Origin of the sequence: Lachnospira intestinalis, from assembly GCF_040095895.1 — a bacterium.
Lineage (GTDB): Bacteria > Bacillota > Clostridia > Lachnospirales > Lachnospiraceae > Lachnospira > Lachnospira intestinalis.
The window spans coordinates 131,619-145,473 of sequence record NZ_JBBMFS010000003.1; the positions used below are offsets into that span (position 1 = coordinate 131,619).

The 13,855-nt window shown below is 39.7% G+C and carries 10 protein-coding genes; 1 reads left to right on the forward strand and 9 read right to left on the reverse strand.

Features of this window, described 5'->3' with window-relative positions; genetic code table 11:
• The first annotated feature begins 182 nt into the window (after positions 1 to 182).
• Complete coding sequence (locus tag WMO37_RS05015) at positions 183 to 1,478, forward strand: hypothetical protein (protein ID WP_349154433.1); 1,296 nt, start codon at positions 183 to 185, stop codon at positions 1,476 to 1,478.
• A gap of 148 nt (positions 1,479 to 1,626) precedes the next feature.
• Here WMO37_RS05015 and WMO37_RS05020 read toward each other — a convergent pair whose 3' ends face one another.
• The 9 genes from WMO37_RS05020 to WMO37_RS05060 form a co-directional block, all read right to left on the reverse strand.
• On the reverse strand, positions 1,627 to 3,018 hold the full coding sequence (locus WMO37_RS05020) for a class I adenylate-forming enzyme family protein (RefSeq protein WP_349154434.1): 1,392 nt from the start codon (positions 3,016 to 3,018) through the stop codon (positions 1,627 to 1,629).
• A 153-nt stretch (positions 3,019 to 3,171) separates the two neighbouring features.
• The gene (locus tag WMO37_RS05025; RefSeq protein ID WP_349154435.1) at positions 3,172 to 4,452 is read right to left on the reverse strand and encodes a glycosyltransferase; all 1,281 of its coding nucleotides are present in this window, start codon (positions 4,450 to 4,452) and stop codon (positions 3,172 to 3,174) included.
• Positions 4,430 to 5,809: a site-specific integrase gene (locus tag WMO37_RS05030; protein WP_349154436.1), complete on the reverse strand. Its 1,380-nt coding sequence runs from the start codon at positions 5,807 to 5,809 to the stop codon at positions 4,430 to 4,432. The genes WMO37_RS05025 and WMO37_RS05030 overlap by 23 nt, the downstream gene beginning before the upstream one ends.
• Positions 5,810 to 5,915: 106 nt before the next feature.
• Positions 5,916 to 6,488 (reverse strand): type III toxin-antitoxin system ToxN/AbiQ family toxin, encoded by a 573-nt coding sequence (locus WMO37_RS05035; RefSeq protein ID WP_349154437.1) that lies wholly within the window; start codon positions 6,486 to 6,488, stop codon positions 5,916 to 5,918.
• Positions 6,489 to 6,725: 237 nt separating this feature from the next.
• A complete protein-coding gene (locus tag WMO37_RS05040) occupies positions 6,726 to 9,233 on the reverse strand; it encodes a LicD family protein (RefSeq protein WP_349154438.1) in 2,508 nt (835 codons plus the stop codon).
• Between the two features lie 69 nt (positions 9,234 to 9,302).
• Positions 9,303 to 10,352, reverse strand: a complete 1,050-nt coding sequence (locus WMO37_RS05045) for a galactitol-1-phosphate 5-dehydrogenase (protein WP_349154527.1) — start codon at positions 10,350 to 10,352, stop codon at positions 9,303 to 9,305.
• 18 nt (positions 10,353 to 10,370) lie between these two features.
• Entirely contained in the window at positions 10,371 to 11,072 is a 702-nt protein-coding gene (locus WMO37_RS05050; RefSeq protein WP_349154439.1) for an IspD/TarI family cytidylyltransferase, read from the reverse strand.
• The gene (locus WMO37_RS05055; protein WP_349154440.1) at positions 11,069 to 11,731 is read right to left on the reverse strand and encodes a ribulose-phosphate 3-epimerase; all 663 of its coding nucleotides are present in this window, start codon (positions 11,729 to 11,731) and stop codon (positions 11,069 to 11,071) included. Before WMO37_RS05055 ends, WMO37_RS05050 begins: the two co-directional genes overlap by 4 nt.
• A gap of 70 nt (positions 11,732 to 11,801) precedes the next feature.
• Positions 11,802 to 13,850 (reverse strand): HAD-IA family hydrolase, encoded by a 2,049-nt coding sequence (locus tag WMO37_RS05060; RefSeq protein WP_349154441.1) that lies wholly within the window; start codon positions 13,848 to 13,850, stop codon positions 11,802 to 11,804.
• Positions 13,851 to 13,855: the final 5 nt, after the last annotated feature.

Genomic DNA, 13,855 nt, shown 5'->3' on the forward strand with positions numbered 1-13,855 from the left:
ATCCAACCATTTTAGATAATTGCTTTTTTTACAAATGCCCCACATGGAAAACGGATTTTCTAACGGGACATTCAGCTTTTTTACGTAAAGCTGTCTATTATAGTTTTTGTAACTTCACAGCTTACCACTAATAACCACAATACACGAGATATAGATTATTGCAGACAAGGAGGTTCGTGACGATGATCAATTCGGTTTATAACTACTATGCCGCCCAGTACGGTCACAGAGAGTATTCTAAATATGATACCCATTCAAAGGCCCAGCTCAAAAGCACCTTTGGCAGATTACAAAAAATCAACAGTCAGACTCCTTCTTATAAGATTGATTTTTCTGACGCGGCATTAAAATATGCTATTGATTTAAAAGAAAATGCACGGGAATTAAGCCAGATTGCAGATGAGCTTTCCGATGAATCCACAGATTCCATTACATACAAACGTTCTGCAACATCCAGTTCGCCGCAGGTCATCGATGCCGAATATATCGGAGATTCTTGTGTGCAGGATTATGAACCGCTTGAAGTTACCGTTTCACAGCTTGCCTGTCCACAGACAAACACCGGCAACTTCTTACAGCCAAATTCTAAGCCGTTTGCAGCAGGTGAGTACTCATTTGATCTGCAGGTGCAGGATTTGACATATCAGTTTGAGTTCGGCGTAAACGCTACTGACACCGTAACCGATACCCAGCAAAAGATTGCACGTCTGATTAACCAGGCTGATATCGGGTTAAACGCACAGCTTTTAACGGATGGTCTTGGCAACTCTGCTATTTCCATCACATCCGATGCAACAGGCATCAGGGGAATTTCTCCGACGATTTTCCATATCCAGTCCCAGAATTCCTCAGATGCTTCTGATTCCAATACCGAACTGGTATCTACACTGGGTCTGGACCGCGTGACACAGTATCCGGCAAATGCTGTATATTCTGTAAACGGAACAACTGCCACCTCTGTTTCAAATGAGGTGACAATTGATAATAATTATGTACTGACCTTTTTTGATACAACCGGCAAAGCGCCTGTCACCATCAGCATGAATACCGACACCGATGCAATTGCCGACAGTATCGGCGAATTAATCGGCGGCTATAACAACTTGATTTCGGTAACAGCCAATGATGCCAACGAACATTTTGAAGGAAATGAAAAGTTAAAAAAGGATTTTGCAGGCATTGCAAAATCTTACAACCACCTTTTAAATGAAAACGGGTTAAGCGTTACCGATAATGGTACGATTGCCGTTGACCGTGATGCCATTATTTCTGCCGCAGATAACGGCACATTAGGCGACATTTTTTCAGGTCTGAATGCCTTTAAACAGGCTGTTCAGAAAAAAGCGGAAGACATTTCACTCAATCCTATGGATTATGTCAACAATAAGATTATCGCCTATAAAAACCCGCTCCGCCCGACAAATGACCCCTATAATTTATCCGCCTATACCGGCATGATTTTTGATGGTTATCTGTAACCCCGTTACTATCAATTAATGCAGAGGCATAAAGAATAAATTTATTATCATTGTACGGCTTCAATCCGGTATGGTTGATACACCAAAAGGGACAGAAAAGTAAGCTTGTGTCATGTGACCTGCTAATCTTTTCTGTCCCTTTTTATCATTAATATTGTCCCGTTTCTAACATTTCCTGAATTGCTTCACCGTCCACCTGACCATTTTCAAGCTTTGGCAGATTCTGCTTTAATACAATGACTTTCTGGATTTCCCAGCGATATCCTTTCTTTTCATTGTATTTGTCAATCTTTTTCTTCATACGGTCTGCTGTCATCTCTTTATCAATCGGTACGATTACAATGGTGAGCTTGTCCCCGTCCATTGTCAGATAGCTTTCCGCAACACCGTGAATTGCCGTAATTTCCTCATTAATTACCCGGCGGCAGATTTTTTCACCGGTTGGCAGCTGCAGTACGCCCGGATTTCTCTTTGTAATTACCAGTCTGCCATGGCAGTTCATCCTGCCGTAATCACCGGTATGGAACATACCATCTTTTAAAACTTCTTTTGTCGTCTGTTCATCTTTGTCGTACTCTTTCATGACACAGTGCCCGCCGACTAAAATTTCTCCGTCTGCACCTAACTGTACTGCCTCATCATCATATAATTCATATGAGCCGTCCATTTCACGGTTCACCGCAATGCCACCGCTGCACTCTGCCATGCCATATATTGTATACACGTTGTAATTCCGGTCTTTTAAATTTTCAAATAACTTATAGCTGCTCGGTGCGCCGCCGATTACAATGGTACGCAGTTCCGGATTAAATGCCTTGATTCTCTTTAAATATTCAATCATCGACGGTGTACCCGGCAGAATCGTTGTCTTGTAATAATAGGTTTCAGCATCAATATGACGCAGTCCACGTCCGACACATACACACGCGCCGTTTGCCAGCGGCCACAACAGACTGTAAACCAGTCCGAAAATATGAAACAGCATAGTCTGTGCCAGCACTCTGTCATGCTCGCTGCAATAGCAGTGATGATTCATTGCATTCACCGTATACATCAGATTCTGTGTGGTCAGCACAACCGCTTTATCAGATTCTTTATCTGTTGCCGTAAATACCAATACGTTTCCTTCCGGTGTCTGCGGATTATATTCTCCCTCGACATCATCTTTTTCTGCCCCCGGTATCATGATGGCATGACTGTCTGCAAGGATGTACTGATTGGTAGAAGATAAAATGTAATCCACCCCTACTTTTTCCAGCAGGCTTTCCCGTTCCTTATGCGGCAGAAAGGAGTCCACCAGCACAACATCTTTTCCCGCCAGAATAATACCAAATAAATTGACAATCCACCGGTATGATGACGGTCCGTAAAGTGCAACCCGCTTCCCCTCAAAATGCTGCAAATGAATTGCCTTATTGGTCACATCCCGAAACAGCTTTTCATAGCTTCCTGCAAATGTATCATATAAAACGGCTGTTTTCCCGGCATATTTTTCTGCGCTTTCTTTTAACAGCCCGTAAATCGAATTCGTATCCTGCATAATCCGTCCTCCGACAATGTATTTTTATCACATACCTTTATGTGATGTTGGGGGCATAAACCCAAAACTATGAGCAAGCTCATGTGGATTTAGACTTTTTGACCCTGATATCATTTGTGTTTTATTATAACACTTATTAAAGGTTCTTGTAAATTATTCTGTCAAAAGCTTTACAAATCGTTCCGCTACTTTATTCCATGTAAATTCTTTCTGATACATTTCATACGCTTTATCCACAAGGTCTTTACGCCTGCCACGGTTTATCAACAATTCTTCTGCCATATCACATGCCTGTTGTGGATTTGCCGGTGAATACAAAACAACCGGGCAGTCCCTATCAAGGATATGCTGTCCTGTTCCGAAGACTTTTTTTCTGTAAGGACTTTCATCGGTCAGAACTGCTGTGTGATTTGCCATGCCCGCAAACACACGGTCATGGATTCCCATTTTAAAAAACGGGGACGAATCCGCTATCACGGCACTTCCCGCAATTTTATCAAATGAACGGTCAAATGCAACCGGCTGCTCCAATTGCAGATTCGGCGCAGCGGCATATGCGTACCGCTCCCACCAGTCACCTACAATTCTTACCGGAATTTTTGCACGGACGAGTGCCGTCACCAGCTGTTCCCTGTCATAATTGCGCAGATACATTTCCACCGGATAGTATGTATTCATCAGCAATGCAAAATCTTCTTCTGAAATTTTTCTATCCTGTTCTTCCAAAACAGCTCTTAATGCGCGCTCCACGGATAAATCCGGCTCTGCCTGAATCCGCTCAATCATTTGCAGCATTTCTTTCTGCGCCTGTGTATCCTGACTACGAATCTGCTCCAGATATATTTCCGGGCTGCGGTATGTCCCCATAAATAATACATTTTCCTGCTTCTGCTCAAATGCCTTTCCGATAACCGCTTCATTGGCACCAAGCGACAGCATATGCGCACCCTGAATATGCGGATAATGCTTCCGTACATAGGCGGCGTGTTCTTCATCGACCAAAAGCACATGATACCGCTGTAACGGACATTGCAGTGTTGCATGGTGATACAGTGGATTGTCTAAAATGTAGTTAAAAAACGGTGCCTGAATGGTGTCCAGATAATAGGTGTCATCATCGCACATCAGCCGCGGCAGCTTGGAATTAAAGTCAATGACCGCCGCGTATTCCTTTCCGATATAACGCTCCAGCACGGCTGCTGCCTGCGGCGAAATCTCCCCCGCCGTATCTTTTGCCGGTACTGCCTGCTCACGCATTTCTCCCGCGATGCCATCTTCCGGGATTTCGCACATTTCGCAAATATATCCCGCTTTTTCAAGTGCATCTGCCAGCTGCGCCGCAAAAAATCCGGCGCTGTGGTAGCATAACTGTCGGGTTGTAAAAAGTAGGATTTTGTTAGAATTCAATCCATTATAATAATTTTTCAACATCATTCATAAAATCCTCAAGCAGATATTTTTTCCCCTTTGAAAGTTTGTCTGTAGTAAATTCTATCATTTCTTCATCACTGATATAATTAGAAATGTTGCTAATTGGTATATTCATTAGTACTAACACATCCTGTAACGGATTTTCTTTAAGTAAAAATCTAAAAAGCCATTTTCGTATATTCCCCGGCGAAAATTTTTTATAGAACTCATCTTGTGTATCAATATTTTTGATAAATTCCAAAACCCCATTGATTCCACTTTCCGGCAGCGGTTTTTGCCAATTTGTTCTGGAATTGCCAAAGACATATGTTGCATCATCATTTTTCCCTTGTTTTAATTTCTTAAAACTTTGCTGCAATATATGCGGCATTACCATTTCATACTTTCCCATTTTTATCTTTTCACATTTTTTATCTATATCGTCCCACGTTAATGCACATATCTTTCTTCTTTCCATTCCAAAACATAGCAAAATTAGAAATATCGTTTTGTTTCTTTTGCCATTTCTTTGATTTTCTATACATTTTATAATTCCTGCTATTTTTTTTATATCTGTTTCATCTACATTTCCCGCTGGCTTATTCAAAATATTTTTACATCTGCTTATTATTTCATTACTGCTTATATCAAATTCCTTATTATAAGTCTGACTTAATACAAAAGATTTTATATAAAAGAATTGATTTTTTGCTGTATTAGGTGTTTTTATGGTTCTATTGTCTTTTATGTAGGCTTCATAATCAGATAATTTTATATTTCTATAACATTTATCAATATCCTCAATATAATGCCCCTTTTCTGAAATATAATAATCCATAAATCTTTTAATACAGCTGAAATAGGCATTCCAGCTGTCTGATTTAACAGATGAAAATTTTGTATTTTTATATGTAATGACATCCCTAAAAAAATATATATCTTTGTCATACCCAAGCAAATATTCGTGATTAAAATATTTAAAATATTTAGAATCTGTTTTATTTGTAAATAAGATTTTAAATACCGTCCTTTGGGAACTAAATTGTGTATTCGAAACTTTTATATCTCTATTAAGCAGCCAAATCCCTTTATTATGAAATAATATTCCCCATTCATATGTCTTATTTTCCGAATCCATATCTTCTGCCAATAATGATAACGCTTTTGAATAACTTTTATTTTTATAACATCTCATCAAAATCTTTTCTGGTATATAATAATCATATTTTGTTTTTTCAAAATTGTTATATAATTGTTGTATGTCATAGTCAAAAGTATTCTCACAAAATATATTCATAACAGCAATATACTCATCTTCTGTTATCGCGGTATTATCTTTTAAAATTTTCCCTATACGCGCTATCACTTCTTTACTTTCCATTTAATAATCGTCCTTCTTGTTATAAACAAAACTAATATTTTGTAAGTTTCATTCGTAAAATCTTCTTTAAATATAATGCCTATCCGTTGACAGACAGGCTTCCACTTCATTTATAATGATCTGCTACTTTTTCTAATTTTTTAAAATCACAACAGAATTTAGCAATCTTTCCACGCTCCTTTTGTTTATCATAAAGTTTATTTGCTTTATCAATTATTTCATCGATTATTTTTAATATAAAAACGTATTCTTTGTTTAATAAATCCTTATATTTTCTTATCTCGTCTGTATCACTATTATCATCATTAATATTCACTCTGCTATATAAGCCGTCCACTATAGGAATCATCTTCTTAATATCTATAACAGATAATATGTGTTTCACATTATCCGGCTCTGTTTCCACCCAGATTTCATTTTCCCCCATGCAGGATTTTTTTACATACTCATAAATCAAATAACATTCTTTATTAACATTTTTCCATGTTTTATGTTTTTCTTTGGCGGACGATAACGGAATAACATATTTTCTGTCTTCTTTATTTATAAGAATTCCTATATACGGTTTATTTTCATATCCTCTAGGCTTATAATATACTTCTGTACATACGTCATGCAGTCTTTTTAAATAATCCTGGTCAATATTAATAAATGTCAGATTCCCCTCCAGCACAAACATTATAATACTCCTTTGTATTTTAGTAAAAAATATGGGAAGACTATGCTTCCCATTCTTTAATGTTCATCTCTTTACGGACTGATTACCGAAGGTTAATGGAGACCCTCTTTAACGTTCATCTCTTTTATAATTTAAAACTATAAGGTTAATGGAGACCTTTCTATAATTATAATATAACAGTTATTTTATCTATGTCAATTAGATTTCACTATTTTTAATGAAGCAAATCTGCTCTAACTACTGCTCCTCCGACACCATCGCAGGTTTATGCTGCTGTACAAACCGGCAGATGAGCGGGGATGGACTGCCGTAATAAGCTGTCATATCATCTATATCGTTTATATTAAAAACATTTTTTGTTAACAACTCAATTCCTTTATTCTTCTGGTATTCCTTTAATACCTGTACAAGCATATCTTTTTCCTGCCCTGTGCAGATATCCCACGCTGCAATATCATACGGATACAGGCAGACTGCAACTTTTAAAGATTCCGGATATTGTGTCATAACATTCAGACGTTCTTTTACTTTATTGATTGCCATATCCGCATTTTCATAAAATTCATTTTCACCAATGCAGTATAACAGCTTTTTTTTCGGCGGTGTCTGACCGCACTGACCGTTTTGAACAGGCTGTCCGGTCTGCGCACTCTCACCTGAAAATGCAGCAATAGTCATCACTTTATCAGCCCAAACCTCTTTTGTATCTTCGCCCGCAAATGCTGTCAGATGATTTACAAACAGTGCTTTCATCGCAGGCGATTCTATTAAAATCCGGTCAGCATACATTGCCCCAGGCATCATCAGACTGTATTTCAGCCCGTAAACGTCCGTGATATCATTTTCCGTAAAATCATTGACCCCCTGCGGCATCATATAAATCAGACAGTCTGTATACTGCTGAAGCTGTTTTGCATAATACGCCGGCGGAACCGTCAAATACGGATTCTCGGCATCATACGGATTCTGAATCACTATCGCCGCAAATTCATACGACTGCATCTGGACTGTATGCCACGCAATGATATTCAAATCAGCCGGGTATTCGCCCCTCTTATCATTCTTATCGTATTCGTCCTGCCCTGCCACAATCTCTCCATATAGATTTTTGGCAAACAGCGGCAGTGGAATTACGCAGACTTCTGTATTTTCCTGCTGTCTGTAATAATCATATAGCGCCTGCATTTCTTTCCAGCGTTTTGGGTTGTCCGGCAAAAATGCAACCAGCTTTTTATGGATAATTTCATTTTCAACCGTCTGCTTCATCTGAACAAATGCCTGCTGTAATGCTTCGCAGCCATACAAATCTGATTCTGACTGAATCTTGTCTGTCCAAACCGCCTGCGATGTTCCTGCCTGCGTTCCATTATCAATCTGTGGATTTTCTTCCGGCTGCTCATTAATCAAGGACAACTTATTATAAGCATTGAAAATTTTCTCGCAGTATTTCTCCAATGCCGCAACACACACCTTTGCTGACGGATGCTGCTCACCTTTCATCTGCTCAATAAAATTGCCCAAATCAATCGCAACACCCTGACACTGCGCCAGAATATCCAACAGCTGTGCCGTACTGTCTGCTGACAATTTACCCGTTCTCTGCCCTGCATTATCAGTCCATGCTTCACTTCTGCTTTGCTCTGTATCGTCCGCTTCTTCACTGCCTGCAACAACACTTCCTGTTTTCCCCTGCATTTCCGCCATAAACGCTTTATACAGTTTTTCAATATTTAGCAGTGCTTCTGCGGCGATGTTCTGCATGGTATCGGAATTTTTCATTTCTTTGGTGTTTTGGCGCAGCATTGCCTTATCAAATGTAAATTCCGGCAGTTTAAAGTCCGCAACCGCCTGCAGATTTTTTCGCTGTCCTTCAAAATACGGATAATCATGTCCGCTCCAGACCTTGTGGATTTTAAAATAATCATGGTATTTACCGCTTAAAATCCTGTGATAATCGGCAGGCACCGGCATTGTCGTATTTTCAAACGGAAGGCGCACAAATTTCTCATAATACTCTCTATCCTGTCCGCGGTTTCCTAATAAGCCCCACGGAAAAATCTGTGCCATGCGGTCAGATTCTTCTTTTGGCACACGTGCCATCTGTTCCTCTGCCAGACGGTACAATTCAATTCCTATATGACGGTTGTCCAGTTTTCTGTTGAAAGTTTTATGATATTTTTCTTCCAGCTGAATCAGATTGGCTTCTTTTACCGGCTGTGCAATCTCTCCCGCAATAATGCTGTCCGCAACCGCGATAATGTGTTTGACTTCCTCACAGCGCTGTTTTTCCTGCTGTTCATCCTTGTACAGGTAATCCAGTACAAAAATATCAATCCCGGCTATGTACGGAAAGTTGTGAAACTGTTTCATATGCTCTGGCTCAAAATTGATATGGACGCTGTTGGCAACGCGCGACAAAAACAGCCAATGGTCTTCCTGATGTTCATAATCATGAATCCGGAAATCCTTTGGCAGTTCTGTCTTTGCGGCTTCTTTAAACCGCGTGTAATCCTCTCTTTTCATGCAGATATCCATATCATCGTCCCACGGCACATAGCCGCCGTGGCGCACGGTTCCAAGAATCGTCCCCCAGTCCGCAAAATACGTGATGTCATGCTTTCTGCAAATTGTTTCAATTACATCCAACACCTGTAACTGCGCCGCCCACGCCTGTTTTACCGCTGTCGGAATAAAAAATCCGTTTCTTACCTCATCCCTGAAAAAATCCATTGAAATTTCTTTCATCTGCTCTGCCTCTTTCGCCCAATCCGTTTTTACTGTCCGCCTGAAATGTTTCAAATCCACTTTAGCCGCTTATTCCGTAACCGCCATAATTTTAATATAATCTTCTGATTTATCCCGCATGATTTCAAAGCCCCGGTCTAATTCTTCCAGTGTGTAACGGTGTGAAATAAACTGCGCCGGGTCAATCTTTTTTTCTTTTAACAAATGCACGATCATATGCCAGTCATCAGTTACTTCGCCTGTAAAGGAGGAATTCCACGTTCCTGTTACCGTCAGCTGATTTCTTAAAATCTTCCAATAAACCTGCTTATCAAGCAGCATGTCCGAATACGGATTTCCTACTAAGCAGACCTTTCCGCCGGGTGCCGCATGATTTATTACAAGCGAACAGGTTTCATTTTTACCTACACATTCAAAAAAGACGTCCGCTCCGATTCCACCAGTCTTCTTATCCAGCCATACTTCTACATTTTCGCATTTACTGTCACAATACTGTTCTTCTTTGATACCAAGCTTTAAAATTTTTTCTTTTTGAAATGCTTTGTTGCCGATTACCAACAGATTTTTCACATTCCGTTCCAATAAAAGCATGACAATAAACATTCCAATTGTTCCCAGTCCGCACACTGCAACTGTATCGCTTGATGATGCTTTCACCCGGCGCAGTGCGTGGCATGCCACCGCCATGGGTTCAAGCATTGCCGCTTCCTCATATAAAACATTTTCCGGCAGTTCAATGAGGTTGCGCTCCGGTACTGCAACATACTCCGCAAATCCGCCGTCCCGTCTGGAACCGAGATAACTGTAATTCCTGCACAGCTCATACTGCCCTTTTATGCAGGCAATACATTTCCGGCATGGAATTAACGGAAAAATACCCACCCGCTTATTCTGCCATTTTACATCGGCATTCTCACCGGTCTGTACCACCTGACCTGAAAATTCGTGTCCCGGAATCAGCGGCATTTGGTGTGCGCCGGTCTGATAAATCCGCGGAATGTCCGAACCGCAGATACCTGCCGCCTTCACTTGCACTAAAACCTCATTTTCCGATATCTGCGGCTTTAATACTTCTTTATATTTTATATTTCCGATATCTTCAAGCACCCATGCCTTCATTTTCAATGATTCCTCCAATTATAGCCTCTTTTGCGAAATATATTCCCTGAAACGTTCCAAATCCACCTTTGTCGTGATTTTATAATTGCCCTCATCGCCCGGTATCATCGCAATATCCATTCCTGCAAGCACCGCCGGTTCAGTCGAACCGTTGACCTGCAAAATTTTTTGCGGAAGCAGCTGTTCATTGGCTTCATAGTATTTTCCTAAAACAAACAGTTCCGGTGCCTGTCCTGCAAAAATCTCCTGTCTGTTGAGCAAAGACGACACGCATTTTCCGTCACGGCTTAAATAAACCGTATCCTTCATCGGCAGCACCGGAAGTACGCCGTCATGTTCTTCCAATGCGCCAATACATGCCGTAACCAGTGCTTCTGACAGGCACGGACGCGCCGCATCGTGAATCAGCACGGTATCCTGCGCTTTGGCATAAGTTAAAATATCCCGCAGTCCGTTATAAATAGAGAGCTGGCGGTTTTCGCCCGGACTTGAAAAGCCTTTAAATTTTTTGTTTACATCATAAGATTTTAAGCAGTCTGCAATCGGTCCGCGCCATGCTTCCTGTGCCACAATCTGAATTGCATCAATCTGCGGGTGTAAGGACAGGCGTTCCACGCAATATGATAAAATCATTCTGTTTCCAACTTTGATATACTGCTTTGGCATATCCGCGCCGAGCCTGCTGCCGACCCCGCCGGATAAAATCAGTGCTGTGTTCATAGCCGCAAATCCCGGATATCCCGCAAAATTTCACCGTAAGGTCTGTCCTTTCCAAACAGCAGCGTTGTTCCCAGCACAAACCCTTTCATGCCCTTTGGCGCAAATTCTAAGATACGCTCGGCACTGCAGGCACCGTCCCAGTACATTTCAAAATCCATGTCCTCTTTTAATGCCAGAAGCTTTGTAATCTTTTTTCCGACATATGGCAAGTACATCTGTCCGGCATTTCCGGGATTTACAGACATCACCAAAACCTTTTTTACAATACGCAGCATTTCCAATACCGTTTCTACAGACGTCCCCGGATTAATCGCAATGCCCGGCACCATGCCTGCATCAATAATCGTCTGCAAGGTCGTTGACGGGTGATACTCAGCCTCCGGGTGAATATAGACCGTATCACCTTTTCTTAAATTTTTCAAAAATAAATTAATGTGGTTGTTTGGATGTTCAATCATCAAATGCACATCCAACGGTTTTGTTGCCGCACCGGCAATATAGCGCATATCATTTAGCGACATCGCAAAATTCGGAACGTATCTTCCGTCCATAATATCTATATGAAACGAATCAATTCCGCCTTCCTCTAATGCCCTCACTTCCTGCTCAAGATTGCCATAATTGGCACACATCATTGAGGCTGTTAATTCAAAATGCATTGTGCAGTCCTCCCATATCGTATATCATACTTTTATCTTTCCAGAATATCAATATTGATTCCATTCTAAACTAAATCAGACTTGGCATTTCCGTCATTCTATTAAAAAAAGAATCCTCTACTTTCAAATTCAAGAATGTTTTATCTTCTATGCCAACTCTATGAATCAATGCCAGCAAAACTTCGTCTAATTTCTTATTCTCAATCAACTGACTATCCGGACAGATTTTTAAATAAGTTTTAAAATAATCCAAAATACCATTTTGTGCCTTTTGAAAGCACTCAATATCTGCTTTGCTGCGTGTTTCTTCTGCATAAACCGGACTACCATTCTCATCAAAATATATAACCGATGGCTTTGGCGAAGTCAGCATCGTTTCCAGAATATAGTAATCGTCAAATATTACGCTGTTTTCCTTTTCACTGTTTTCATAAAATGAAACAATGTCCAAGTTTTTATCATGCATCTGTTCTTCTTCTAAACGCAAAAAATAAAATCCCTTTAAATGTGCATCAACCATGCGGCTCATAAACATCTGACACGTTCCCTTTGCAACAAAATCGAAAAAAGCAATCTCTCCATTATTCGTCTGAAATTGTGCAATATATTTTTGATATCCATCTCTGCAAACCATGGCATGATTGAATATCTCTTGTTCATAACTTATCAGGTTTTCTTTTTCTTCTTTTACCGTTATTCCTAACCGTTTTTGCAATTGTTCTTTTACCGTTCCGCTAAATCGCATTTCTTCAATATACCCAATATCCTGCCTGCTTTGTATCCCCGCCCGAATCGCTGCTGTACGTGATGTTAGAAAATAAATACTTTGATTTTCCCGTACAAATATATCATACATTTTTTTAATTAAATATCCATCTCTGGCGCAAAACCAAATATTTTTAATATTGTACTTTTGAATCTGCTTTTTGAACCATATCACAAAATCACTAATCATTGGTGCGAAGCAAAGATATCCCAGCCAATATGCATCTTTAATCATGATTTTCTTTTCTTCTGTTTCAAATTGAAATGGTGAATTTAATAATTGTGAAACGAACACACCCACTTTAATTCTATCTGCTAATTTCTTCATAAATTCCGACAATCCCAGATATCCCGCTTTTTCTAACAAATCCAGTCCACTATATATTTTATATGCGGATATTCCTGCACGCTCTGCCGACTGAATATCTGATATATCATCATCTCCGATATGCATACAGGATTTCCCCTGCAATTTTTGTTTTAATATTTTAAAAAGTCTTTGTGTTTTTCCGGTATGATATTCACAGGAAGCTATAACTGCTGTATATTGTGTTATTTTACATTTATCCAACAACCGAACCAGCTGTTGCTGTGTATAATACGTATCTGAAACAATATACACCTCTTTTCCACTGTTATATACGCCCGAAACCCACTGACAGACTTCATTACGTGGAATTACCAGCTCATAATCCACCTGCCACTCAAGCTGTGACAATTCCTGTGCAGTCACTCCAGTTACAGCATACTTTTCAAGCATATATGCATATATCTGCTCTAATACCGGTGCTGTCTGCTGTGATAAATACTTTTCACTTTCCAGCCTTCGACTAAAAAAATTCTCAATATGAATTCCACGTTCTTTTAATTTACATTCAACTATTTCAATAACATCCGTAGGATATAGCGTCTTGCGCATAATTAGTGTATCAAATAAATCAATACTTAAAACATCTTTACCTTTCATCTGCTGAACAAGTTCTGCCTTTGTAATTCCAGTTACATTTTTAAAGTCGTATACAACACTTTTTTTCTCGTATAAATCATTTCCTCTGACATCATATACAGCAATTTCATTTTCTTTACAAAATGCCTCAATTTTTCTTGCAATTGCTTTACAGGAACCCGGTCTTGCCACAACCAGAATCAATTTTACATTTTTTTGAACTGTTTCTATTAAAGGAATGATAGACTTACCGTAAAGTTCTCCCTTATCCCGAAAGCTATCTAACAAACCCACAATATGATACTGCGCATCTAATTCATTCAGCACTTTCTCAGTTTCATTACCCAGACCATATATAGCAATATTGGTTTGTTGATATTGTTGTAATATTTGTTCCAGCTTTGACATTTTAC

Excerpts from the sequence above, each read along its gene's own strand:
- WMO37_RS05050 (WP_349154439.1), bottom strand. The coding sequence starts at position 11,072 with ATGAACACAGCACTGATTTTATCCGGCGGGGTCGGCAGCAGGCTCGGC.
- WMO37_RS05055 (WP_349154440.1), bottom strand. The coding sequence starts at position 11,731 with ATGCATTTTGAATTAACAGCCTCAATGATGTGTGCCAATTATGGCAAT.
- WMO37_RS05040 (WP_349154438.1), bottom strand. The coding sequence starts at position 9,233 with ATGAAAGAAATTTCAATGGATTTTTTCAGGGATGAGGTAAGAAACGGA.
- WMO37_RS05020 (WP_349154434.1), bottom strand. The coding sequence starts at position 3,018 with ATGCAGGATACGAATTCGATTTACGGGCTGTTAAAAGAAAGCGCAGAA.
- WMO37_RS05025 (WP_349154435.1), bottom strand. The coding sequence starts at position 4,452 with ATGATGTTGAAAAATTATTATAATGGATTGAATTCTAACAAAATCCTA.
- WMO37_RS05060 (WP_349154441.1), bottom strand. The coding sequence starts at position 13,850 with ATGTCAAAGCTGGAACAAATATTACAACAATATCAACAAACCAATATT.
- WMO37_RS05045 (WP_349154527.1), bottom strand. The coding sequence starts at position 10,352 with ATGAAGGCATGGGTGCTTGAAGATATCGGAAATATAAAATATAAAGAA.
- WMO37_RS05015 (WP_349154433.1), top strand. The coding sequence starts at position 183 with ATGATCAATTCGGTTTATAACTACTATGCCGCCCAGTACGGTCACAGA.
- WMO37_RS05035 (WP_349154437.1), bottom strand. The coding sequence starts at position 6,488 with ATGTTTGTGCTGGAGGGGAATCTGACATTTATTAATATTGACCAGGAT.
- WMO37_RS05030 (WP_349154436.1), bottom strand. The coding sequence starts at position 5,809 with ATGGAAAGTAAAGAAGTGATAGCGCGTATAGGGAAAATTTTAAAAGAT.